This window comes from Muricomes intestini (assembly GCF_004346165.1).
Classification (GTDB): Bacteria; Bacillota; Clostridia; order Lachnospirales; family Lachnospiraceae; genus Muricomes; species Muricomes intestini.
In genome coordinates, this window is record NZ_SLZZ01000038.1 from 1 (window position 1) to 25,827 (window position 25,827).

The 25,827-nt window shown below is 43.0% G+C and carries 23 protein-coding genes, 1 tRNA gene and 1 other annotated feature; of the genes, 20 read left to right on the top strand and 4 right to left on the bottom strand.

Annotated elements, in window-relative coordinates:
- Positions 1-181: 181 nt before the first annotated feature.
- The 4 genes from EDD59_RS16260 to EDD59_RS16275 form a co-directional block, all read right to left on the bottom strand.
- Positions 182-949 carry a hypothetical protein gene (locus EDD59_RS16260; RefSeq protein ID WP_132383818.1) on the bottom strand — a complete coding sequence of 256 codons (768 nt, stop codon included), beginning with the start codon at positions 947-949 and terminating at the stop codon, positions 182-184.
- A complete protein-coding gene (locus EDD59_RS16265) occupies positions 942-1,856 on the bottom strand; it encodes an ABC transporter ATP-binding protein (protein ID WP_132383820.1) in 915 nt (304 codons plus the stop codon). The genes EDD59_RS16260 and EDD59_RS16265 overlap by 8 nt, the downstream gene beginning before the upstream one ends.
- An 89-nt stretch (positions 1,857-1,945) precedes the next feature.
- On the bottom strand, positions 1,946-2,611 hold the full coding sequence (locus EDD59_RS16270) for a response regulator transcription factor (protein WP_132383822.1): 666 nt from the start codon (positions 2,609-2,611) through the stop codon (positions 1,946-1,948).
- A 133-nt stretch (positions 2,612-2,744) separates the two neighbouring features.
- Positions 2,745-3,347: a 50S ribosomal protein L25 gene (locus tag EDD59_RS16275; RefSeq protein WP_132383824.1), complete on the bottom strand. Its 603-nt coding sequence runs from the start codon at positions 3,345-3,347 to the stop codon at positions 2,745-2,747.
- 194 nt (positions 3,348-3,541) lie between these two features.
- Between EDD59_RS16275 and scfA the strand changes: the two genes are divergently transcribed.
- From scfA to ilvN, 20 genes are all read left to right on the top strand, one after another.
- Positions 3,542-3,685, top strand: coding sequence for a six-cysteine ranthipeptide SCIFF (gene scfA, locus EDD59_RS16280; RefSeq protein ID WP_087156264.1), 144 nt, complete (start codon positions 3,542-3,544; stop codon positions 3,683-3,685).
- Positions 3,686-3,934: 249 nt separating this feature from the next.
- The gene (gene scfB / locus EDD59_RS16285; protein WP_132383826.1) at positions 3,935-5,332 is read left to right on the top strand and encodes a thioether cross-link-forming SCIFF peptide maturase; all 1,398 of its coding nucleotides are present in this window, start codon (positions 3,935-3,937) and stop codon (positions 5,330-5,332) included.
- Positions 5,333-5,455: 123 nt separating this feature from the next.
- A complete protein-coding gene (gene recJ / locus EDD59_RS16290) occupies positions 5,456-7,168 on the top strand; it encodes a single-stranded-DNA-specific exonuclease RecJ (RefSeq protein WP_132383828.1) in 1,713 nt (570 codons plus the stop codon).
- 119 nt (positions 7,169-7,287) lie between these two features.
- Entirely contained in the window at positions 7,288-9,591 is a 2,304-nt protein-coding gene (locus tag EDD59_RS16295) for a RelA/SpoT family protein (protein ID WP_132383830.1), read from the top strand.
- 6 nt (positions 9,592-9,597) lie between these two features.
- Positions 9,598-10,218, top strand: coding sequence for an MBL fold metallo-hydrolase (locus EDD59_RS16300; RefSeq protein WP_132383832.1), 621 nt, complete (start codon positions 9,598-9,600; stop codon positions 10,216-10,218).
- Positions 10,219-10,242: 24 nt separating this feature from the next.
- Positions 10,243-11,673 (top strand): coproporphyrinogen dehydrogenase HemZ, encoded by a 1,431-nt coding sequence (gene hemZ / locus EDD59_RS16305; RefSeq protein WP_132383834.1) that lies wholly within the window; start codon positions 10,243-10,245, stop codon positions 11,671-11,673.
- Complete coding sequence (gene hisS, locus EDD59_RS16310) at positions 11,664-12,920, top strand: histidine--tRNA ligase (RefSeq protein WP_132383836.1); 1,257 nt, start codon at positions 11,664-11,666, stop codon at positions 12,918-12,920. The genes hemZ and hisS overlap by 10 nt, the downstream gene beginning before the upstream one ends.
- 57 nt (positions 12,921-12,977) lie before the next feature.
- A complete protein-coding gene (gene aspS, locus EDD59_RS16315) occupies positions 12,978-14,765 on the top strand; it encodes an aspartate--tRNA ligase (RefSeq protein ID WP_132383838.1) in 1,788 nt (595 codons plus the stop codon).
- Between the two features lie 54 nt (positions 14,766-14,819).
- Entirely contained in the window at positions 14,820-15,947 is a 1,128-nt protein-coding gene (gene nagA, locus EDD59_RS16320) for an N-acetylglucosamine-6-phosphate deacetylase (protein WP_132383840.1), read from the top strand.
- Positions 15,948-16,017: 70 nt separating this feature from the next.
- Positions 16,018-16,090, top strand: a tRNA-Gly gene (locus tag EDD59_RS16325).
- A 394-nt stretch (positions 16,091-16,484) separates the two neighbouring features.
- Complete coding sequence (locus EDD59_RS16330; protein WP_132383842.1) at positions 16,485-16,979, top strand: CarD family transcriptional regulator; 495 nt, start codon at positions 16,485-16,487, stop codon at positions 16,977-16,979.
- Between the two features lie 69 nt (positions 16,980-17,048).
- Complete coding sequence (locus EDD59_RS16335) at positions 17,049-18,332, top strand: homoserine dehydrogenase (protein ID WP_132383844.1); 1,284 nt, start codon at positions 17,049-17,051, stop codon at positions 18,330-18,332.
- A 183-nt stretch (positions 18,333-18,515) separates the two neighbouring features.
- On the top strand, positions 18,516-18,950 hold the full coding sequence (locus tag EDD59_RS16340) for a MarR family winged helix-turn-helix transcriptional regulator (RefSeq protein WP_132383846.1): 435 nt from the start codon (positions 18,516-18,518) through the stop codon (positions 18,948-18,950).
- A gap of 77 nt (positions 18,951-19,027) precedes the next feature.
- Entirely contained in the window at positions 19,028-19,876 is an 849-nt protein-coding gene (gene thyA, locus EDD59_RS16345) for a thymidylate synthase (RefSeq protein ID WP_132383848.1), read from the top strand.
- Positions 19,877-19,927: 51 nt separating this feature from the next.
- Positions 19,928-20,416, top strand: a complete 489-nt coding sequence (locus tag EDD59_RS16350) for a dihydrofolate reductase (RefSeq protein WP_132383850.1) — start codon at positions 19,928-19,930, stop codon at positions 20,414-20,416.
- A gap of 37 nt (positions 20,417-20,453) precedes the next feature.
- Positions 20,454-21,452, top strand: coding sequence for a metal ABC transporter substrate-binding protein (locus EDD59_RS16355; protein ID WP_132383860.1), 999 nt, complete (start codon positions 20,454-20,456; stop codon positions 21,450-21,452).
- Positions 21,439-22,158 (top strand): metal ABC transporter ATP-binding protein, encoded by a 720-nt coding sequence (locus EDD59_RS16360; RefSeq protein WP_132383852.1) that lies wholly within the window; start codon positions 21,439-21,441, stop codon positions 22,156-22,158. The genes EDD59_RS16355 and EDD59_RS16360 overlap by 14 nt, the downstream gene beginning before the upstream one ends.
- Entirely contained in the window at positions 22,143-22,979 is an 837-nt protein-coding gene (locus tag EDD59_RS16365; RefSeq protein ID WP_132383854.1) for a metal ABC transporter permease, read from the top strand. Before EDD59_RS16360 ends, EDD59_RS16365 begins: the two co-directional genes overlap by 16 nt.
- A gap of 52 nt (positions 22,980-23,031) precedes the next feature.
- Positions 23,032-23,283 (top strand) — a binding site (T-box leader).
- Between the two features lie 175 nt (positions 23,284-23,458).
- Positions 23,459-25,174 carry a biosynthetic-type acetolactate synthase large subunit gene (ilvB, locus tag EDD59_RS16370; protein ID WP_132383856.1) on the top strand — a complete coding sequence of 572 codons (1,716 nt, stop codon included), beginning with the start codon at positions 23,459-23,461 and terminating at the stop codon, positions 25,172-25,174.
- Between the two features lie 22 nt (positions 25,175-25,196).
- Positions 25,197-25,706 carry an acetolactate synthase small subunit gene (gene ilvN, locus EDD59_RS16375; protein ID WP_132383858.1) on the top strand — a complete coding sequence of 170 codons (510 nt, stop codon included), beginning with the start codon at positions 25,197-25,199 and terminating at the stop codon, positions 25,704-25,706.
- The last annotated feature ends 121 nt before the right edge of the window (positions 25,707-25,827 follow it).

The window sequence follows — 25,827 nt, forward strand, 5'->3', positions numbered from 1 at the left end:
GCTGGCACATGCCATTGCAATTACCTACAAAATGTAGGTGCAACAACCTACAAAAACTTTTTGCAATTTCCTACAAAAAGGTCTTGCAAAAAACATCTTAACACATAAAATAAGTATGATAATTATTAATATAATGGAAAACATTACAAAGCCAATCACAAAAGTAATCCTCCTATATAGCTTATTTCAAATTTTTTCTTTCAAAAACCATTACCCCTAATGTTGTTGTGAATAATATTATCAATATATCACAAACAATCCTCTGTATAGAATTTTCAAAAGACATTTTTGCCAAACTGAATATTTGTCCTGTAGGCAGTAATATATTAAAAAACTCAAATATACTTTTCGTAAAACTGTCTGCTGCAGACATATCTGAGGAGACGAGAACACTTAAAATATAAAATGAAACTGCCAGCATCAAAATACTTGTCACTAAGCATATTATTGTTGAAGAAGCCTTATTCTGGTTGATTAAAACTAATAGTGTGTTTATACAGACCAGAGTTATGGTAATAAGTATGCTGAGTCCTATAAGTGTAACTAACGATAGTATATCTATTTTTAACGGAGCAATCAACAATGATCCCAGAGGAATAATAATACACTGATGTACCGCGACTAATATAACGTTTGCTGTTATACAGACCAGCAGTGCTGATAAATACACCTTGATCCGATTATTGCCCGCTATGATTTTATTTCGAATTGTTCCGTCTGAATATTCCGTTCCCAGAAACCATGGACAAAAAATTGCTGTCAGGAAACCTATGATTAAAAAGTGCCATGTAAATCTGCTTTCCAAAGTATAACTTTTTCCGTAAGTCAGGATTTCTTGATGGGCCATAACGGGTATAAGGATTGCCGATGATGCCATAAAAATGAGCAGGCCGATAAATAATTTGTTTTTCCACAGACGTTGAAAATAGGCCGATACTAAATTATTCATTTCTCCCACCCCCGATTAAGTTGATATAGTAATTTTCAAGACTTTCATCTTGTTCCTGAATATTATAAACATCACATTCTTCTTTGGATAGCTCTAAAATAAATTTTGTCAAATTAAATTTTCCGTACACATCAACAGTTTTATCTGAAATAATTTCGTATTCACATTTTCTTTCCGTTAGAATACGACTTAAAACCTCAATGTCAGAGACTGTTAATCTGATACATTTTCTGCATTTTTTCTCCAACTCTAAAGCAGTTATTTCCCGTACCATTTGCCCTTTGTCAATAAAACCAAAATGAGTTGCAATACGTGATAACTCATCAAGATTATGACTTGAAATGAGAATAGTGATATTATGTTCACGGTTTAGTTTTAAGAGGAGTTCCCTTATTTCAATGATACCCTGAGGATCAAGACCGTTAATCGGTTCATCTAAAACGAGAAAGTCCGGTGAACCTGCCAAAGCGATTGCTATACCTAAGCGTTGACGCATACCAAGAGAAAAATTTCGAGTTTTCTTTTTTTCGGTATTTGCTATACCGGCAAGGGTCAATAAGTCTGGGATATTTTCATAAGATGGGATACCCAAAATACGGTACTGCTGTTTTAGATTATCCTCGGCACTCATGTCTAAATATATGGAAGGTGTCTCCACAACAGCTCCTATTCTTTTTCTTGCAGTACTGACTTCCTTTTTTCGGCTGCTTATGCCATAAAGCAGATATTCTCCGCCGGATGGTTTTTGAAGACCACAGATTAAACGAATTAAAGTGGTTTTTCCAACTCCATTCCTGCCAATGAAAGCATAAATCGAACCTTTCGGGACATTCATCGAAAGTCCGCTTAATATTTTGTGTTTACCATAACCCTTTTTCAGTCCTTTTGTAATTAAAGCGTAATCCATTTCTTTCAGCCTCCTTGTTTTACTAAGAGCATTATAGAATATAATTGTTAAGAAAGCTGTTAAGAAAAATGTTAAGAATTAGTCAAGATTTATGCTTCCGTCATTTTAAAACCAATTCCCCAGACAGACTCAATATATTCCTGATTTGAAGCATCCCTTAATTTTCTCCGTAAATTACTCATATGTACTCTTAAAGAACTTTCCATACAATCAGGCGTGCTCTCATTGATACGGTCCAGTAAAACAGATTTTGAAATAACCTGTGTGGGATTTTCCATTAACAATTTCAGAATGGCAAATTCTGTTTTGGTTAGTTTTATGTCAAGATTCTTTACGGCTACTAAGTGTGTGTTAATGTTTAAAGCAATATCTCTAAATTCAAGTACTGGGTTATGGCCTAAAGCAGAGCCTTTTCTCAGTTGTACTGTAATTCTCGCTAATAATTCTTCGACTTCAAAGGGTTTCGTTATATAATCAACAGCTCCGTCCAACAATAGCGAAACTTTATCTTCTACATTTACTTTAGCGCTTACAACTATAACGGGAATATCAGGGATTTTTGGCAAAACATCTTCACCGCTTAGGCCCGGCAGCATGAGATCTAATAAAATAAGATCTGGTTTACTGCCAGATAAAACAAGTAATGCTTCTGTTCCCGAATATGCATGAGTCACTTTGTAGCCCTCACGGACAAGAACTTCTTCCAGCAAATCATTTATGTAAGGATCGTCATCAATAATCAGTATATGTTTCATATTTGATCACTCCATGTTTATAAAAGGCAGTATCAAATTTACCGTCTTATTTTCATATAAAAATACCACCTGGGGTTGACATTTTTATTATATCAAACACAGATGGCATTATCTACGTTACCTTCTATAAAAATTAAACTTCTGTACTTTCTACGGTATCTGCATCTTCATCAGTATCACTTTCAATCGGAGCATTGCGTGCTTCGGTGACGGTTACAATATCTGTATCCGGGTCGGTAATTAAATCAATATCTTTATCTGCGGCAATGTCCAGGTCCTTTACTTTAATTGTATCACCAATCTTCATATCGCCTACATCGATGGTGACCTTTTCAACCAGAGCAGATGGAAGCGCTTTGAATGCGATTTCACGCAGCTGCTGCTGTACGATACCGGCGATTACCTTCTCGTGGTTTAGAAGAAATACTTCTGCAACGGAATTAACTTTTTCACCGCTGACCAGAGCTTGGAAATCTATCTCATAAATCGGCCCGCCCATCGGTGCATAGTCAACGTCTTTAATCAAAACATCCATAGATTGTCCGTCTAAATCCAACATGACCTGACTTCCCCTGCCATTGGTTTTAAGCAGACGTTCTGCTGTACCTTTTTCAATCTGGATTGGGATGGACTCTTTTATCTCCCGTCCAAATACATTGCCGGTAACAAATCCTTCTCTTCTAAGTCGCTTTGCCTTTGTTTTCATGTCTCGTTTTTCAGCTTTTAAAGTATTCATTTATCTTTTCCTCCAAAATTCTGAATCCATTACTTAGCAGCCTTTAAGGCTGTTAAGCAGACCTCTTTGTTACGTTTATATTATAACATCTGTGTCAAGTATAAATTGTAAAAAACTCTTTAAAAGCCGGGCGCGGTATGCTATAATATCATAAGGTAAAGAGGCCTGCAGTATGAAGATAGGAGGAAAACATTATGAAACATATTAAAACACTGAATACACAGACATTAAATCATACAGTAAAAAAAGGCGGCTGCGGAGAATGTCAGACATCCTGCCAGTCAGCATGCAAGACATCCTGTACAGTTGGAAATCAGACATGTGAGCAGAAGAGATAAGCTGTATATATAAGAGTTCAGCAATCAGCTGTCAAAAATTTGTATGGCTGAATTGTTGTAATCAAATGATGTAAGGGTCAAAAGGTCATGCTTTTCCATGCAAGCATGAAACGCATGGCCTTTTGACCCTGGTATCATCAAATATAGTTATGTGGCTTTAAGGGCAGCGGCTTTGGCCGCTGCCTTGTGTTTGTTGACGCGAGGGTGCTTTTCAGGCAGCACAGGAATTTAAGAAAAGGGGGAACTGTTGTGATACATCAGTACCAAAATAATGGATATAACATTGTCCTTGACGTAAACAGCGGGGCAGTTCATGTTGTGGACAAGATAGCATATGACATAATTGAATCTCTGGAAGCTATGAATTCTTTACATACTCCGGAGACTTTGAGAGAAGATGATACTTATCAATATCTTTTGGAGCGTTTTGGACAGGTTTACGGTGAAGAGGATATAAGAGATGTTCTAGAAGCTGTTATTGAACTGACAGAAGCCGGCCAGCTTTTTACGAGGGACATTTATGAGGATTATATTGGTGAAGTGAAGCAGAGAAAGACGGTTGTAAAAGCGCTGTGTCTTCACATAGCCCATGACTGCAACCTGGCCTGCAGATATTGTTTTGCGGAGGAAGGGGAATATCACGGAAGACGTGCACTGATGTCCTACGAAGTGGGAAAGAAGGCGCTAGACTTTCTGATTGCTAATTCCGGAAGCAGAAGGAACCTGGAAGTAGATTTTTTTGGCGGAGAGCCGCTGATGAACTGGAAGGTGGTAAAGGATCTGGTGGCCTATGGACGGGAGCAGGAGAAGCTGCACGACAAGCATTTCCGTTTCACCTTGACTACGAATGGTGTCCTTTTAAATGATGAGGTTCAAGAGTTTGTGAACCGTGAGATGGACAATGTTGTCCTGAGCCTGGATGGAAGGCGGGAGGTCAATGATAAGATGCGTCCGTTCAGGAATGGAAAGGGCAGTTATGATCTGATTGTGCCGAAATTCCAAAAGCTGGCGGACAGCAGAAATCAGCAGAAGTACTACATCAGGGGAACCTTTACCCGGGACAATCTCGACTTTTCCAATGATGTGATGCATTTTGCAGATTTGGGATTTGAACAGATTTCTATTGAGCCTGTAGTGGGGGAGGAGACAGACCTCTATGCAATCAGGGAAAGCGACCTGCCTCAGATTTTCCATGAATATGATGTTCTTGCAAAGACAATGGTGGAAAGAGAACGAAAAGGTGAGGGCTTTACCTTTTTCCACTTTATGCTGGATTTGGAGGGCGGACCCTGTGTGGCGAAGAGATTGTCCGGCTGTGGCTCAGGTACAGAGTACCTGGCGGTTACCCCCTGGGGAGATTTATATCCGTGCCATCAATTCGTGGGACAGGATGAGTTCCTTATGGGGAATGTGGACGAGGGAATTGTAAAACCGAAGATTGCAGATGAATTCAGAGGATGCAGCGTTTATTCCAAGGAGAAGTGCAGGAACTGTTTCGCAAGGTTTTACTGCAGCGGCGGCTGTATGGCGAATTCTTATAAGTTTAATAACACAATTAACGATACCTACGACGTAAGCTGTGAGATGGAGCGCAAACGTGTGGAATGTGCAATCATGGTAAAGGCAGCGCTGGCGGACAGCCTATAGGCTTTGGTGCCGGCATAGTGTGAAATATCAATGAGACAGTGCATCAGTACACTGTGTCCGCAATTTGTCCTCTGACTATTTAGAAAGGCAAATTGCGGATTTTGTTTACAAGGAGGATAAAAGGTGGAAAAGTGGTTCATATCGATGAAGAAAGCTGATTTTAATCAAATTGCCCGGAAGTACCACATTTCTCCCATTACTGCAAGGCTGATACGGAACCGGGGCATCATTGGAGATGAGCAGATTGATTTCTATTTAAATGGTACAATTGCCGATCTATACGACGGAATGTTGATGAAAGATATGGACAGGGCCGTGGAAATCCTTTCGGAAAAGATTCAGGAGGACAAGCCTATCCGAGTCATCGGTGACTATGACATAGATGGGGTAAATGCAACCTATGTGCTTCAGGAAGGGATTTCAAAGCTAGGCGGAAATGTGGATACTGATATTCCGGACCGTATGCGGGATGGGTATGGACTGAACAGGGCATTGATTGACAGGGCACTGGAGGATGGAATTGACACGATCATCACTTGTGACAATGGAATTGCGGCGGCAGATGAGATTGATTATGGCAGGCAGCAGGGGCTCACCGTGATTGTGACAGATCATCATGAGGTTCCCTATCTGGAAGCTGGTGGCGGGAAAGAGTATATTATGCCCCGGGCGGATGCTGTGGTAGACCCACACAGGCCGGATTGTGAATACCCTTTTAAAGAACTGTGCGGGACAGCGGTTGCTTACAAAATGATCGAGGCACTGTATGAAGTAATGCAAAGAGATGTGGATGATATCGATTATTTAATGGAAAATGTGGCTATAGCAACGGTGGGAGATGTGATGGATCTGACTGGAGAAAACAGGATTTTTGTTAAGCAGGGGCTTGAGATGCTCAAGTGTACACACAATCAGGGTCTGAAGGCATTGATTGAATGTACGAAAATCCCTGTAGAAAGATTGTCGGCATATCATATCGGGTTTGTGCTGGGGCCTTGCATTAATGCCAGTGGCCGGCTGGATACGGCAAAGCGGGCATTGGAACTTTTGATGGCCGAGAACCGCAGAGATGCCATGATGCTGGCGGAGGATTTGAAGGCATTAAATGACAGCCGCAAGGAAATGACGGAAAAAGGGGTAGAGGAGGCGGTGAGACAGATTGAGAAAGGCCCGCTGAAGGAAGATAAGGTTCTAGTCATCTATCTCCCCGGCTGCCACGAAAGTATAGCAGGAATTATTGCCGGCAGAATAAAGGAAAAATATTACCGCCCTACATTTGTGCTTACCCGTGGGGCCGAAGGGGTAAAGGGCTCTGGCCGCTCCACACCTGTCTACAATATGTTTGGAGAAATGTGCAGATGCCGGGAGCTATTTACGAAGTTCGGGGGACACAAGCTCGCGGCGGGGCTTTCTCTTGAGGAAGAGAATGTGGACAAGTTCAGGAGAATCATCAACGAACTTTCTGATTTATCCGACGATGACCTTCTTCCAAGGGTATCCATCGACATGCAGCTTCCATTTGCCTATGTGACGGAATCTCTTGTGGAAGAAATGGAGCTTCTGGAGCCTTTTGGAAAAGGAAATACAAAGCCTCTGTTTGCAGAAAAAAATCTAAAAGTGATTAATCCGAGAATTATCGGAAAAAATCAAAATGTTCTGAAATTTCAGGTAGAAGATGTGAACAGGAACCGGATGGAGGCTGTTTACTTTGGAGAAGTCCATGAATGCCTGAAATATATGGAGCAAAAACAACAGATGTCGTTTACATTTTACCCTTCTGTAAATGAATATATGGGTGTAAAGAACCTCCAGATTACGGTAGTAAACTACCAATAACCCATGTTTAGGGCTGGACTGTTACGAATTCAAAAAGGAAATAGTTTGAAAATTGCAAAAACAATGGTATACTTAATTTTATCTATGGCATTTACGACAGAAGAAAGGGGGGAATTGATATGGCTGGAACTCCGGAATATGAATTGCTGAACAAAAATTTAGAGGTCGTCGAGGGTCATGCAGTGAAAGCGCCGGAAGATTATCAAGACCCTGAACAATTGTATCAGTCCTTGGTAGAACGAATTAAAAAATATCATCCATCTGCTGATATTACTATGATAGAAAAAGCATATTGTATGGGAAAGGCCGCCCATAAAGACCAGGTGCGAAAATCAGGTGAGGCTTATATTATTCATCCTCTGTGGGTAGGAATTATCCTGGCAGATTTAGAGATGGATAAAGAGACGATTGTGGCAGGAATGCTTCATGATGCGGTGGAAGATACTGATATGACTTTGGAAGATGTGACAAGAGAATTCGGTGAGGAGGTCGCTCTTCTGGTAGACGGTGTCACAAAATTGGGACAATTATCTTATTCTCAGGATAAGCTTGAGGTCCAAGCAGAGAATTTGCGGAAAATGTTTCTGGCAATGGCCAAGGACATCCGCGTTATCATCATTAAACTGGCAGACCGTCTGCACAATATGAGGACCCTGGAGTTTATGACTCCTGCAAAGCAAAAGGAAAAAGCCAGAGAAACAATGGACATCTATGCCCCTATTGCGCACCGGCTTGGTATTTCTAAAATCAAGACGGAGCTGGATGATTTGTCTTTGAAATATTACCAGCCGGAGGTTTATTATAATCTGGTCAGAGAGCTGAACGAGCGCAAGACAGAGCGGGAGGAATTTGTACAGCAGATTGTGGCAGAGGTATCCACCCACATGAAAAATGCCAACATTGAGGCTAAGGTTTATGGGCGGGTAAAACATTTCTTCAGCATTTACAAGAAGATGGTCAACCAGAACAAAATGCTGGATCAGGTTTATGATTTGTTTGCCGTGCGCATTATCGTGGATTCTGTCAAGGACTGCTACGCGGCACTGGGAGTCATCCATGAGATGTACACACCAATACCGGGGCGTTTCAAAGACTATATTGCTATGCCAAAGGCTAACATGTACCAGTCTCTTCATACAACCTTGATGGGACCTTCAGGCCAGCCTTTTGAGATTCAGATCCGTACGGAGGAGATGCATAAGACAGCTGAATATGGTATTGCCGCCCACTGGAAGTACAAGGAGGGAGGCGGAAACGGCAAGAGTGTGGAGGCCCAGGAGGAGGAGAAGCTGAGCTGGCTGCGTCAGATCCTTGAGTGGCAGAGAGACATGTCGGATAACCGGGAGTTCTTAAGTCTCCTAAAAGGGGATCTGGATCTGTTTGTCGATGATGTGTACTGTTTTACTCCGGATGGGGATGTAAAGAGTCTGCCCAACGGTTCCACCCCGGTGGATTTTGCTTACAGCATCCACAGCGCAGTAGGAAATAAGATGGTGGGCGCCAGAGTCAATGGTAGACTGGTAAATATAGATTATAAAATACAAAATGGTGATAGGGTTGAGATACTGACTTCTCAGAATTCCAGGGGACCGAGCCGGGACTGGCTGAATATCGTAAAAAGTACCCAGGCAAAGAATAAGATTAATCAGTGGTTTAAAAAAGAGTTCAAAGAAGATAATATTATTCGCGGAAAGGAACTGATTGCTTCCTATTGTAAGGCGAAAACCATTAATCTTTCGGATGTTCTAAAGCCTAAATATCAGCAGGTGGTACAGCAGAAATATGGATTCCGGGACTGGGATGCAGTTCTGGCGGCAGTTGGTCACGGCGGCCTGAAGGAAGGCCAGATTGTGAACCGTCTTGTGGAAGAATATGAAAAGGAGCACAAAAAGGAAATAACGGATGAGACAATTCTGGAGAGGCTATCCGAGGCGAGCAATCAGAAGGTTCATATCGCCAAGTCTAAGAGCGGAATATTGGTCAGGGGAATGAATGATATGGCGGTTCGTTTTTCAAAATGCTGTAACCCGGTTCCCGGGGATGAAATCGTGGGATTTGTGACCAGGGGACGGGGATTGTCCATCCACAGAACTGACTGTGTCAATATTATACATTTATCAGGGACAGAACGGGAACGTTTGATTGATGCAGAATGGGAGACGAACGAGTGGAACGGCGGCGGGCAGTATTTGGCAGAGCTAAAGGTATTTGCCTATGACAGGAAAGGACTTCTGCTGGAATTTACCAGACTTTTTACAGAAGCGCAGATTGATGTTAAATCCATGAATGTCCGGACAAACAAAAAAGGAACTGCTACTTTGGAATTGGGCTTTATCGTTCACGGCCGGGAAGAGCTGAACAAAATTATTGAAAAACTGCGTCAGGTTGAGGGCGTAATGGATATTGAGAGAACAGCGGGGTAGGAAGAGATGAAAATAGAGCGATTTGTAATTGGTATAATAAGTACAAACTGTTATCTTGTGCAGAATGAAGAATCAAAAGAGTGTTTTCTGATAGATCCGGGTGCGTGCCCGGGGAAATTGGTAGATCATATTAAAAGCTCGGGTCTGGAGATGAAAGCAATTTTGCTGACTCATGGACATTTTGATCATATTATGGGGATTGACGGATTCTTGAATGAATTCCCTGTACCGGTTTACGTCCATGAGGCAGAGAAGGAGCTGCTGGAAGATGCTGCCTTAAATTCTTCGGCCACCTATGGGCCGGGTTATACCTTTTCTGGGGCACACTATCTGAAAAGCGGGGAGAAGCTGACTGTGGCAGGGCTGGAGGTTGAGGCAATCTACACACCGGGGCATACTGTAGGAGGATGCTGCTATTATATCCAGTCAGAGGGTGTGCTGTTCAGCGGAGATACATTGTTTTGTGCTTCTATAGGCAGAACTGATTTTTCCACAGGGAGCAGTAGCCAGCTGATCCGTTCTATTCAGGATAAGCTAATGTGCCTGCCAGGAGAGACAAAAGTTTATCCGGGCCATATGGATGAGACTACCATTGCTTTTGAACAGACCCATAACCCGTTTTTATAAAAGGAAAGGAAGACTGCTAAACGGATGATAATAGATATCAGCAGTAAGGAGACTCTGTATAGTTATAATTTATATCATATAGTAAAAGCCTTTTTCCCCAATGCGGAAATCAGGCAGAAGGTGGATGAAAGGCAAGAACCTCTGGCAGAGCTGGTGTTGGAAGGGGGGTCTTGCCTTTCCATTCCCCAGGAAGAGGTGACAAAGTGCCGCGACAGACAGGAGGCAAAGCATCATGTAACGAAGCTTATCTATGATTATCTAAGTAGAGTGACTGGGAAAAAACTGGCATGGGGGATGTTGACAGGTGTCCGTCCCACCAAACTAATTATGCAGAAAATGGAAAATGGAATAAGCGATAAAGACATTGTGAGGTTTCTTAATAAATCTTATAATGTCAATGCAGAAAAAGCCGTGCTTGGCTGCGAGATTGCCCAGCGGGAAAAGAAGCTGCTGCAGAAATTGGATTATGACCGGGGATACAGTCTGTATATCGGTATACCCTTCTGTCCTAGTATCTGTTCTTATTGTTCCTTTGGCTCTTCGCCTTTTAGTAGATGGGCAGACAGGATGGATCTGTACATGGATGCACTGTGTAAGGAGATTGCGTTTATCGGACAGGCTGCCCGGGGGAAAAAGCTAAATACAATTTATATAGGCGGCGGAACTCCGACCTCCCTCAAGGCAGAGCAGCTTGAAAGGCTTCTTGATTTGCTGGATTCAACATTTCCCTACCAGAATTTGCAGGAATTTACTGTCGAAGCAGGAAGACCGGACAGTATTACCCGTGAGAAGCTGGAGGTACTTGCAAAACATCCTGTGACCAGAATATCGGTGAATCCCCAGACTATGCAGCAGAAGACATTAGATGAAGTAGGGCGCCGGCACAGCGTACAGGATGTAAAGAATGCTTTTTATCTTGCGAGGGAGCTGGGCTTCGATAACATTAACATGGATTTAATTGCAGGTCTGCCTGGAGAAACTGCAGCAGACATGCAGGATACACTGAGGCAGATAGAAAGCTTACAGCCTGACAGTCTGACAGTTCATGCACTGGCTATCAAACGTGCGGCACAGTTTGGCCGGGAGCACAGGCAGATAGATTTGCATTCGGAAATTGCAGAGATGGTAGAGATTGGTGCAGCGTCGGCAAAAAGGATGGGCCTGCAGCCCTACTACCTGTACAGGCAGAAAAATATGGTTGGAAATTTTGAAAATGTGGGCTATGCGAAGGTTGACAAAGCCGGAATATACAATATACTTATTATGGAAGAAAAGCAGACGATTCTCGCGGCAGGTGCAGGTGCCTCCACAAAGATCGTTTTTCCTGAGAAGATTTTTCTGGAGAACGGCAAACAGAGCAATCTGGTGAGAATAGAGAATGTGAAAGATATTGAGTCATATATCAGCCGAATTGACGAAATGATTGAGAGAAAAGGAGAATGGCTATGGCGTTAAAAAAGAAACCGGTCACGGGGATGAAGGATATGATGCCCGGTGAAATGGAAATCAGAGACTATGTAATTGGACTCATAAAGGACACATATAAGTCCTTTGGATTTTCCTCAATCGAAACACCCTGTGTGGAACATATTGAAAACCTGTGCAGCAAACAGGGCGGGGATAATGAAAAGTTAATTTTCAAGATCCTTAAGCGGGGAGAAAAGCTGAAGCTTGATACCGCCCGGACAGAAAGTGATCTGGTGGACGGAGGGCTCCGCTATGATCTGACGGTGCCTTTATCCCGTTATTATTCCAACAATGCCAATGATCTTCCCTCACCCTTTAAGGCGTTGCAGATGGGAAATGTATGGCGGGCAGACAGGCCCCAGAGAGGCCGTTTCCGTCAATTTATGCAATGCGATATCGATATTTTGGGGGAGCCCGGTAATCTGGCAGAGATTGAGCTGATACTTGCGACATCTACACTGCTGGGGAAGCTTGATTTTCAGAACTTTACCATCCGTATCAATGACAGGCGGTTTTTGAAGGCAATGGCGGCCTATAGTGGTTTCAGAGAAGAAGACTATGAAACTGTATTTATCATATTGGACAAGATGGACAAAATCGGTTTAGAAGGTGTGGCGGCAGAATTAGAGGAATGTGGCTATGAAAAAGAAGCGGTTGAAAAATATCTCCGGTTATTCAAAGAGATTACGAACGATGTGGAAGGTATCCGTTACTGTAAAGAAAAACTGGAAGGCTTTCTTGCGGATGATGCGGCGGATTCACTGGAAATGATTATCAACAGTGTAGAGAGTGCAAAAGGAGCACAGTTCAACATGAGCTTTGACCCCACTCTTGTCCGGGGAATGTCCTATTACACAGGAACTATATTTGAAATTTCCATGGATGAGTTCGGCGGTTCCGTAGGCGGCGGCGGACGCTACGATGAAATGATTGGAAAATTTACCGGGCAGAACACCCCCGCGGTAGGATTTTCCATAGGTTTTGAAAGAATCGTCATGCTGCTTTTGGAGCGCGGGTACAAGGTCCCCACCGGCAGAGACAAAAAAGCATTTCTGATTGAAAAAGGAATGCCAAAAGAAGGAATGCTCAAAATTCTGAACCTTGCCAAAGAAGAGAGAGCAGGGGGAAAACAGGTTTTGATAGTCAATATGAAAAAAAATAAGAAATTCCAGAAGGAACAGCTGACGGAAGAAGGATATGGCGACATTATAGAGTGTTACCGGGACAACGTTTAAGTAAAATTGTGAAAAATGTGTGAAAGGGGACTGTCCCCTTTGGAGAGGATGATAGGTATGGCAGAGTCAATGAAGGGATTAAAACGGACGCACCGGTGCGGTGAATTGTCCGAAAAGAATATTGGAGAGACTGTAACTGCAATGGGCTGGGTGCAGAAAAACCGTAATAAGGGCGGAATTGTGTTTGTAGATTTACGAGATCGCTCCGGCATTCTTCAAATTGTGTTTGAGGGAGAAGAAAATGCAGTAGTGATTGAGAAGGCGGCAAAACTACGCAGCGAATTTGTAATCGCGGTTGTAGGCAAAGTGGAAGCGAGAAGCGGCGCCGTGAATGAGAACCTTGCAACGGGTGGAATTGAAGTCAGGGCAAGACGGCTGCGTATTCTTTCTGAATCCGAAACCCCGCCCTTTCCGATAGAAGAGAATAGTAAAACAAAGGAAGAGCTTCGTCTGAAATACCGTTATCTGGATCTGAGAAGACCGGATTTACAGAGAAACCTGATGATGAGGAGCAGGGTTGCCACACTGACCCGTCAGTTCTTATCAGAGGAAGGCTTTCTAGAAATTGAAACTCCCATACTGGGAAAGAGTACGCCCGAGGGCGCAAGAGATTATCTGGTCCCCAGCCGTATCCACCCGGGAAGCTTTTATGGGCTGCCGCAGTCGCCACAGCTGTTTAAGCAGCTTTTGATGTGCTCCGGGTATGACCGTTATTTCCAGATTGCAAAATGTTTCCGCGACGAGGATTTGCGTGCAGACAGGCAGCCAGAGTTTACCCAGATTGACATGGAACTCTCTTTCGTAGATGTAGACGATGTTATTGATGTAAATGAAGGATTGCTTGCAAAGCTGTTCAAAGAGGTAATGGATATAGAAGTAACACTTCCTATTCAAAGGATGACCTGGCAGGAGGCGATGGACCGCTATGGCTCAGACAAGCCGGATACCCGTTTTGGCATGGAGCTGGTTAATGTAACGGAGAATGTAAAAGACAGTGAATTTGTGGTATTCAAGAGTGCTGTAGAAAATGGCGGGACAGTCCGGGGAATCAATGCAAAAGGACAGGGAGCAATGCCCCGCAAAAAGATTGATAAGCTGGTTGATTTTGCAAAAAGCTATGGTGCAAAAGGTCTTGCTTATGCTGCAATCCAGGAGGACGGTACGGTGAAGTCCTCTTTTGCAAAATTTATGACTGAGGAAGAGATGCAGGATCTGATTCAGGCCATGTCGGGCGAGCCGGGGGATTTGCTTTTGTTTGCTGCTGACATAAATAAGGTTGTCTGGGATGTGCTGGGCAATCTGCGTCTGGAAATTGCAAGACAGATGGAGATCCTGGATAAAGATGAATATAAATTCCTCTGGGTGACAGAATTCCCTCTGCTGGAGTGGAGTGATGAGCAGAACCGTTTTCTGGCAATGCACCATCCGTTCACTATGCCTATGGAAGAGGATTGGCAGTACATTGATTCTGATCCGGGAAGGGTCCGCGCCAAAGCGTATGATATTGTATTAAATGGAAATGAAATCGGCGGAGGCAGCATCCGTATCCATCAGAATGACATACAGGAAAAAATGTTTGAGGTTCTCGGTTTTACAAAAGAACAGGCACACAGCCAGTTTGGTTTTCTTCTGGATGCGTTTAAATATGGAGTTCCGCCTCATGCCGGTTTGGCTTACGGGCTGGATCGTCTGGTGATGCTCATGGCAAAGGAAGAGAGTATCCGCGATGTTATGGCATTTCCGAAAATCAAGGATGCTTCCTGCCTGATGACAGAGGCCCCGGGCCAGGTGGATGAAAAACAGCTTCATGAGCTGGGGCTGGAAATATATAAGCTTGAAAAATAAAACTGATAGCTGAATTTGTAACAAAACATGTGAAAAGGAAGGGGGTACAGACAAATGAAAGTGATAAAAAACAAAAAAATTTACACCGGAGAAAAAGTTATTTTTGATGGATATATCCGTTTTAACAGACAGATTGCAGAGATTGGAGACATGGAGAGCTTTGTCGCTCAAAAGGACGATGTGGAGGAGGCGGCAGAGGGAGATATTCTGATTCCTGGATTTATTGACATACACAGTCACGGTGGGTACGGATTGGACAATATGGATGCGTCTCCTGAAGAAATCCACGAAATGGTTCATAAAATGGCAAAAAATGAAGGGATCACTTCTTACTTTTGCACAACCATGACACAGACCTATGAGAAGATAGAGGCATCTTTGAAAAACATAGCCGATGCGGCAAAGAAAACTTCCATTATACAGGGAATACACGTGGAGGGACCGTTTGTTTCAAAGGAATTTAAAGGGGCGCAGGATCCGGCTTATATTAAAAAACCGGATGAAAAAGTGCTGGACAAATGGAACAAAATAAGCGGCGGCCTGATTCGCATTGTCACCTATGCGCCGGAGGAAGCCGAGCCGGAGTTTGAAGAGTGGTGTAAATCTCAGAACATCGTGTTAAGCGTAGGACATTCCAATGCATTGTATGAGCAGCTCTTAAAGAGCAAAGCGAGCCATGTCACCCATTTGTATAACGCTCAGAGAGGACTGAAACACCGTGAGCCGGGAGTAACAGGTTTTGGCCTGATGACACCGGGAGTAAAGACGGAGCTCATCTGTGATGGAATACATATTGTACCGGAAATGGTGAAGCTGGCTTACGAGGTCAGAGGCTGCGATGGCATTGAATTGATCACAGATTCCATGAGAGCGAAGGGTCTGCCGGAGGGAATAAGCGAACTTGGCGGACAGAAGGTTTATGTGAAGGATCATACGGCACGGCTGGAGGATGGGACTATAGCCGGAAGCGTATTATCCTTTATACAGGCCTTTAAAAACGTCATGGAGTTTACAGGGGCCTCCGCGGAAGAAGCAGTGAAAATGGGTTCTGTAAATCAGGCGGAGGAATTCGGGCTGAATCAGAAGGGAATACTGGCGAAGGGAAAGGATGCAGATATTCTGGTGCTTGATCGAGAATACAGTTTGCTAAAAACAATCAGCATGGGAACAGTTATAAAATAAAAAAATGTTGACAATGTTTCCTGTACATGGTATAGTTATTATTGTTCCGGTCAGGAAACATACAACATATGCGATAGTGGCTCAGTTGGTAGAGTACGACCTTGCCAAGGTCGGGGTCGCGGGTTCGAATCCCGTCTATCGCTCTTTTGTCAGGAGTGCTTGATGCCTTATTTTACAAGGATCACAGCACTTTTTCTGTAACAAATTGTAACTATTCAGAGTCAAACCGTTTCTGTAAACAGAGCCTTAAATTCTTTAGATTCTATAGTATCCTTAGTTTCACAAAATTAAAAAATTACATACCTTTTTTGTAAATCATCAATATAATAATGGCTTACAAAAACTACTGACGGAGTGGATGCAGGGAATATAAATCAATGGAACCTATAAAGCCCTTACAAAAATGGTTAAAAAATGTTAAGATATATGTATAAAAATTAAAAAGGTGGTGTTTTCTATGGGAAGAGTAGTTAGTGCCTGAAAATATAAAAATAAAAAAGATGCAGTTAAGATGTTAAAGTTTGTGAAGGAGGAAATATGCAGATCAATCCGGGAGATGTCGTAGTATACAAAAGCAGGGGAATATATAGGGTGGAGGATGTAGGGATTTTGGATTTTACTTTTGTAGACAGGAAGAAAAAGTATTATACATTGCAGTCTATGGGAGATTCTAAAGAAAGAGCTTATATTCCGATAGATGATAAAGAAAATATACGGAAGCCTGTAACTAAAAACGAGGCGCTGGATTTGATTCATGATGTGGATAATATTGGCGACGCGTGGGCGAAAAATGGAAAAGCGCGCGAGCAGGATTACAAAGAATGTATTTCAAATTACGATCCGAAAGAATGGACAAAAGTATTAAGAACACTGTATAAGAGGGCAGAAAGTGCAGGGAGCATCACTAGTATAGACAAGAAATATCAACAGATTTTAGAGAACGCTCTTTACAGTGAGCTTTCTTATGTTTTGGGAATATCTGTGAACAAATTGGAGAAGTTTATGTGGGATGAGACAAACAAGATAAAATAGATGCACCTTGTGAAAAAACTAATGGTATAATGCAGCCTATAAAAATTTACAGCAATATGAGGTATGGTTATGGAACAAAAGAAAATTAAAATAGCACTGCTGGGACTGGGTACTGTGGGAACTGGTGTTTATAAGCTGATACAGAGACGTGCAGACGTGATGGAACATACCATAGGTGCACAGCTGGAGCTCTCCAGGATCTTGGTACATAATATGAATAAGACGAGGGAGGGCGTAGATACTTCCCTTTTAACAGACAACTGGAAGGATATTTTGCAGGATGGAGAGATTCAAATTGTCATAGAGGTTATGGGAGGTATTGAACCGGCCCGGACTATGATTTTGGAGGCAATGAATGCGGGAAAGAATGTGGTTACGGCCAATAAGGATCTGGTGGCAGAATATGGAAAGGAGCTTCTGGATACTGCGGAAGAGAATCAATGTGATTTTCTGTTTGAAGCAGCTGTGGCAGGCGGGATCCCGATTATACGTCCTTTAAAGCAGTGCCTGGCGGGAAATGATATTTCAGCGGTTATAGGTATAGTAAATGGGACAACCAACTATATTCTGACAAAGATGTTTGACGAAGGTGTCAGCTTTGAGGAGGCGCTGAAAAAAGCAACAGAGCTCGGGTATGCGGAGGCAGACCCAACTGCGGACGTGGAGGGGCTGGATGCGGGGAGGAAGGCAGCTATTATGGCTTCCGTTGCATTTAGATCGAGAGTTGTGTTTGGAGATGTTTACACAGAGGGTATCACCGGGATTACAGCTGAGGATATTCATTATGCGAAGGAATTTGACAGTGTTATAAAGCTGCTGGGGGTGGCACGCAATACAGAGGGCGGGATTGAGGTAGGAGTTTATCCCATGCTTTTAAATAAAGAACATCCGCTGGCTTCTGTGCGGGATTCTTTCAATGCAGTTTTTGTGCATGGAGATGCCGTGGACGATGCCATGTTCTATGGGAGAGGCGCGGGAGAGCTGCCTACCGCAAGTGCGGTGCTGGGAGACATTATCGATGTGGCAAGGAACCTACAGTATCATTGTACAGGACGAATCAGCTGTACATGCTACAAAGCTCTCCCTATTAAAAACTTTGACGATGTAAAGAATAAGTTTTTTATCAGAATGCAGGTGGAAAATCAACCTGGAGTGCTGGCATGTATCGCAACGGTATTCGGGGACCACAAGGTCAGTATTGCCAGAGTTGTACAGAAACGTGCACACGAAAAAGAGGCAGAGCTGGTTATTGTGACAGAAAAGGTAAAGGAATATCATTTAAAAGATGCACTGAGAGAATTGAAAGAAAAAGACAGTATCAAGGAGATTAGCAGTGTCATCAGAGAATACTAGTGTACTGTCTCATTGATATTTTGCAAAATAGAATAGTCTTTAGAATCAGAGTTGCAGTTGAACTGGGTTGCAGCTCAGCTGAAGTTTGAAGGGGGTGTAAGTTGACACGCCCCTTTTGTCATGGTATAACAATGTGTAGAGTATATAGCAAGCTATATAATCAGCCTGCAGGAAGGAAACGCCATGAAACAAAGAAACCAGCCAATCGGATTTACGGTGAAGCAGATTAACAATGTTTTTGAAAAGGACCTGAATGAAAGACTGAAAACAATTGGAATAACAGCATCCCAGTGTGCAGTGCTGGATTATCTGTTTCGCACGGAAAAGGAAGAAGTGAATCAAAGAGATGTGGAGCGCAATCTTAGTTTGAAAAATCCAACGGTGACAGGACTTCTGAAAAGGCTGGATGAAAAAGGCTTCGTACTCTGCGTTCCAAATGCCAGTGACAAGCGCAGGAAAAACATCTACCTGACGGAAAAGGCGTACGATATCCAGCGGCGGATGGAGGCAGACCGTAAAAAGATGGACAGGCAGATGACCCGCGGCATGACAAAAAAGGAAGTCGCAGCTTTGGCCAGGGGCCTGGAAAAAGTGCTTTATAACATAGCAGATCCATAATGTAAATTGTCAGAATTGAGGATAAATGGAGCGCAAAGGGGTCTGACCCCTTTTGAAGGAAAGGAGAATGTTGTAATATGAGTTATGCGGATCATGTGTTTATTGATATGTGCAGGGATATTCTTGAAAATGGTACAAGTACGGAGGGCGAAAAGGTGCGCCCTGTGTGGGAGGATCATACGCCTGCCTACACGGTTAAGAAGTTCGGGGTAGTGAACCGGTATGATTTGCGGAAGGAATTTCCAGCACTGACGCTGCGGAAAACGGCGATTAAGAGTTGTGTGGATGAACTGCTGTGGATTTGGCAGAAGAAGTCTAATAATATACATGACTTAAATAGTCATATCTGGGACAGCTGGGCAGATGAGAACGGCTCCATCGGGAAGGCCTACGGGTATCAGATGAGCGTGAAGCATGTCTATAAGGAAGGCATGATGGATCAGGTGGACAGAGTGATATATGATTTGAGAAACAACCCCTACAGCCGGAGGATCATGACAAATATTTACGTACATCAGGATTTGCATGAGATGAACCTTTATCCTTGTGCATACAGTATGACTTTTAATGTAACAAAGGAGAAAAATAGTGATAAGCTTACTTTGAACGGAATCCTGAATCAGCGCTCCCAGGATGTGCTGGCGGCAAATAACTGGAATGTATGTCAGTATGCTGTACTTTTACATATGCTTGCTCAGGTATGTGATATGAATGCAGGGGAATTTATCCATGTGATTGCAGATGCCCATATCTATGACAGGCATATCCCTCTGATTGAAGAGCTGATTTCCAGAGAGCCGCTTCCTGCGCCTGAGTTCTGGCTTAATCCGAAAGTGAAAAATTTCTATGACTTTACCAGGGATGATGTGAAGCTAATCAACTATGAGACGCATCCGCAGATAAAAAATATACCGATTGCGGTGTAATCTAATGGAGCCTGATTTTAGGCAATCAACATAGAAATAGGAGGAATATCTATGAATTTGATAGCAGCAGTGGATAGAAACTGGGCCATTGGCTATGGAAATAAACTGTTAGTCAGTATCCCGTCTGACATGAGATTTTTCCGTAAGACCACAACGGGAAAGGTAATCGTTATGGGAAGAAAGACACTGGAGAGCTTTCCGGGGGGAGTACCTCTGCAGAACAGGACAAATATTGTACTGACCTCCAGCCGGGCATATCGTGTAAAGGGAGCAGTTGTTGTCCATACTTTAGAGGAACTGTTAAAAGAACTGGAAAAGTATAATTCTGAGGATATCTTTGTGATCGGAGGCGGCAGTGTTTACAGCCAGCTCCTTCCTTACTGTAATACTGCTTATATTACAAGGATTGATCATGTTTTCCAGGCAGATACTTTTTTCCCCAATCTGGATGAAAGTAAAGAGTGGAAAATGACAGAGGCAAGTGAGGAGAATACTTGTTTTGATTTGGAATACAAATTTACGACATATAAGAAAAAATAATAAGGCAGATGCAGAAAGCAGAAAAAAATTCCTGAAGATGCTTCCCTTTTGTCTGCTTCTGATATTGTTGGGGACTGCGATAACCGGCTGTAAAGCTACGGTTTTCCAGAACAACTCTGATGTGCACAATAGTGCGGATAGAAAATTAAAAGTAGTGTCAACCATCTTCCCCCAGTATGATTTTGTGCGTCAGATTGCAGGCGACAAGGTAGATTTGAAAATGCTTTTGAAGCCGGGGGAGGAGAGCCACTCATATGAACCCACGCCCCAGGATATCATAGCTATTCAGAATTGTGATGTATTTCTGTATGTGGGTGGGGAAAATGATGAGTGGGTGGAGGATATCCTGTCCTCCATAGACGAAGAAAATATAAAAATCCTCCGGCTGGTAGATTGTGTAGATACTGTGGAAGAAGAACATGTTGAAGGAATGAAAGAAGAACGCCATGGACATGGGGAGGGAGAACAACACAAAGAAGATGAACACAGTGAGGGAGAAGTGGACGAGCATGTGTGGACATCTCCGCAAAATGCAATAGAGATTGTTGATAATATTACGGAACTGCTCTGCCGGGAAGATTCCTCTAATGCAGAACTTTACAGGAAAAATGCCAAAATTTATGATACAAAACTAAATAAACTGGATGAGGACTTTCTAAATGTGACAGAACAATCTACCAACAATACACTTGTATTTGGAGACCGGTTTCCGTTTCGATATTTTGCTGATGCCTATGATTTGGAATACTATGCGGCGTTTTCCGGCTGTGCATCGGATACGGAGCCAAGTGCTGCAACAATGGCATTTCTTATTAATAAGGTGAAAGATGACAATTTGCCAGTTGTATTAAAGATGGATTTAAGTAACGATAATATTGCTAAAGCTATAGCGGAAGCGACTGGTGCCAAGGTAAAAGTATTTTATAGCTGCCATAACATAACGGCGAAGCAATTTCAGGAAGGTGTGACCTACTTGAGTATGATGGAAAAAAACGCAGAGACATTGAAGGAGGCACTGGCGGATGGCACTGATTAGATGTGAAAATGTTTCAATTGGGTATGAGGGCCAGACGGTGGTGCATGATTTATCCTTTGAGGTTGGAGAGAACGACTATCTCTACATTGTGGGGGAAAACGGTTCCGGGAAAAGTACGCTTGTAAAAAGCCTTCTTGGCTTGAAGGCACCGTCGAAAGGCAAAATTGAGCTGGGCGACGGTTTAAAATTGCGTGAGATAGGATATCTCCCTCAGCAGCAGGATGTGAGGAAAGATTTTCCGGCAAGTGTTTATGAGGTTGTCCAGTCCGGCAACCTTGGCAGCAGGGGATTCAGACCATTTTATACTGCAGCAGACAAAAAACGGGTAAGAGAAAATATGGAACTCCTCGGTATCCGCGACCTGGAAAAGCAGTGCTTTTGTGACCTGTCGGGAGGACAGAAGCAAAGAGTCCTTCTTGCCAGGTCTCTGTGTGCTACGAAAAAATTGTTATTGCTGGATGAGCCCGTGACTGGGCTGGACCCGATTGTAACGCAGGAATTCTATCAATTGATTTACCAGATCAACAAAGAATCTAAAATAGCTGTGGTGATGGTGTCACATGACATTGAGTCTGCCGTAAAGTATGCCAGCCATATACTGCATCTTCAAGAAACGGCCCTGTTTTTTGGCACGGCAGAAGAGTATAAAAAAAGTGAGATTGGAAAAGAATTTCTGGGAGGGCAAAGTGCATGTTTGAAAAATTGATTGAAATGTTCTCCTATCCATTCATGGTAAGAGCAATCCTGGTAGGTGTCATGGTCGCTCTCTGTTCTGCCCTGCTTGGAGTCAGTCTTGTACTGAAACGTTATTCTATGATTGGCGATGGACTATCCCATGTGGGATTTGGAGCCCTTGCAATTGCAGCAGCCGCAAATGTGGCCCCGCTGATATTTGCGATTCCCGTAGTTGTGCTGGCGGCTGTACTTCTTTTGCGCATCAGCGGAAGCAGTAAGATAAAGGGAGATGCTGCAATAGCACTTATTTCAACCAGTGCTCTGGCAATTGGCGTTATGGTAATATCCATGACGACGGGCATGAATACAGATGTATACAATTATATGTTTGGAAGCATTCTTGCCATGAGCAGCAGTGATGTAGAACTGAGCGTTATTCTTTCGGCAGTCGTACTGGTCTTATTTGTCTTGTTTTATCATAAAATATTTGCCATCACATTTGATGAGACCTTTGCAATGGCAACAGGAGTGAAGGCCAATCTCTATAATACCCTAATTGCAGTCCTGACTGCGGTTACAATTGTACTGGGGATGCGGATGATGGGAGCTTTGCTAATCTCAAGTCTTATTATCTTTCCGGCACTCACATCTATGAGAGTGTGTAAGACATTTAAAAGTGTCATTATAAACTCTGCAGTAATATCTGCTATTTGTTTATTTCTTGGAATTGCCATTTCTTATCTATGGGGGACACCGGCAGGAGCCAGTGTAGTGGTGATAAATATAGCAGCATTTATTATTTATTCAATCATTGGGATGATAAAAAATATCAAGAATTGGCCATTGACATAGATAAAATCACACACTATAATGAATATAATTTCTATAACAACAAAGAAACTTGTAAAATGCGATGACAAGGAGGAGTACGCAATTACCCGATGCCAAGAGAGAAGACGGCTGGTGTAAGTCTTCGTAACGGAGTTGCGGAAGTAGCTTTCGAGCAGTGAAACGAACGGGCGGGCCCTCAGTAGGATTCAACGTAATTCCCACGTTACAGGGAGACAGTATCGGACATAAGTCCCGTACTGGTAAAGTGCAAAGAGAATACTCTTTGAAGTTAGGTGGTAACACGGATTGAAGATTCGCCCTAAGCTATTAATAGCTTAGGGCTTTTTATGTAATAGGAAAATTTGTTCCTATTACATAAAAAGTTCGCCGGGGAATGCGCACTGCGTACAAAAGGAAACAGACCGCTAAGGCGGTCGCGCTTTGGCGCGGAAGTCTGGCTTGCCAGATTCTTAATTCAACATTTTCAGGAGGTGCATGTAATGAGAAAGATTTCAGGCAATAAATTACTGGTGAAGGCATTGAAGGAGGAGGGAGTAGATACAGTATTCGGATACCCGGGAGCCTGTACAATTGATGTCAGTGACGAGTTGTATAAGCAGGATGATATACGGGTGATTCTCCCAAGACATGAACAGGCTCTTGTGCATGAGGCGGATGCTTATGCGAGAATCACCGGAAAGGTAGGGGTCTGCCTGGTGACAAGCGGACCGGGAGCGACGAATCTGGTGACAGGACTTGCAACAGCAAATTATGACAGTGTACCTCTTGTCTGCTTTACAGGGCAGGTGGCAAGACATCTGATTGGAAATGATGCTTTTCAGGAGGTAGATATTGTGGGGATTACAAGAAGTATCACAAAATACGGGGTAACTGTACGGAACAGGGAAGACTTGGGGAGAATTATCAAAGAGGCCTTCTATATAGCAAGTACGGGAAAGCCGGGGCCGGTGCTGATAGATCTGCCTAAAGATGTGATGGCAGAGCTTGGCAGTCCGGAATATCCGTCTGAGGTAAATATACGGGGATATAAACCAAACACAAATGTCCACATAGGACAGTTGAAACGGGCAATTAAAATGCTCAATAAAGCGAGATGCCCTCTGTTCCTGGCTGGTGGAGGAGTGAACATAGCTAAAGCAAATAATATTTTTACGGAGGTAGCAGAAAAGACCAATATACCGGTAGTCACAACGGTAATGGGCAGGGGGGCAATCCCTACGAAGCATCCTTTATTTGTTGGAAATCTCGGGATGCATGGATGCTATGCAGCAAATATGGCTGTCAGCGAGTGTGATCTGCTGTTTTCTATAGGAACCAGATTCAATGACCGGATTACGGGAAAGCTCCATGAATTTGCCCCCTCTGCAAAGATTGTACACATTGATATTGATACGGCGGCAATTTCCAGAAATATTCATGTGGACATTCCGATTGTCGCAGATGCCGGCGAGGCAATCAATAAGATGCAAGAGTATGTGGAAACATGTGATACGGAAAAATGGCTGAATAAAATCCATGAATGGCAGGGCGAACACCCCTTGGATATGAAGCCTCGTTCGGAGATGGGGCCGAAGGATATTATTGATGAAATGAACCGTCAGTTTGAAGAACTGATTATAGTGACGGATGTAGGGCAGCATCAGATGTTTGCGGCACAATATGCGGAAATCACAGCAAAGAAAAAAATGATTATGTCCGGTGGTTTAGGCACTATGGGGTATGGCTTCCCGGGAGGAATCGGAGCAAAGTTGGGCAGCCCGGGCACCCCTGTAGTTGTAATATCCGGAGACGGTGGAATGCAGATGAATATTCAAGAATTTGCCACGGCGGTTCTGGAGGAGCTGCCTATCATTGTATGTGTGTTTAATAATGCATATCTTGGAATGGTGCGTCAGTGGCAGAAACTATTCTATGGCAAAAGATATGGAATGACTAACTTGAGATCAGGCGCTCTATTTCGTCGGACAGATGGAAAAGAAATGCCTAAGTATACTCCGGATTTTGTAAAGCTTGCCGAGAGCTATGGCGCCAGAGGCATCCGGGTCACAAAGAAGGAAGAGATAAGCGCTGCATTTGAGAAAGCAAAAAAGAGCAGTAAGGTTCCTACATTGGTTGAATTTATCATTGACCAGGAGGAGCTGGTTTACCCGATGATCCAGCCGGGCGGTACCCTGGAAGAGATGATTATGGGTTAGCAAAAGTAGGAGGCTTAAAGACATGGAAAATAATACAAAAAAAAGATGGATTTCATTATATGTCGAGAATCAGGTGGGGGTTTTATCCAAGATATCGGGCTTATTTTCCGGTAAATCTTATAATCTTGACAGTTTGACGGTGGGAACAACAGAGGATTCTACTATTTCAAGAATGACCATTGCCACTGTCAGTGATGATGAAACCTTTGAGCAGATTAAGAAGCAGCTAAACCGCCTGGTGGAAGTAATTAAGGTTATTGATTTTACAGATATATTTGTTAGGATGAAAGAGATTTTATATGTGAAGGTAACAAAGTGCACGCAGACAGATAAGGTGGAATTATTTCAGATTGCAGACACATTTAAGGCGAGAGTTATTGATTATGGGAAGGACAGTCTGCTTTTAGAGTTTGTTCAGACTGCAACAAAAAATGATGCTGTGGTACAGCTTATGAAAGAAGAGTTTAAGAATATAGAAGTTGTACGGGGCGGCAGTGTCGGGATAGAATCTATCAGCATGATGGAGCGGTAAGATTGCACAAACAGAAAAACAGAGTGCACTTGAGTTTCCGCAAAATGTAATTTCAAAAGATATAACTTCTCCTAAAGTACCAATCTGCCCTATTTTTGAAAAAAATGAAAGGACAGTATTG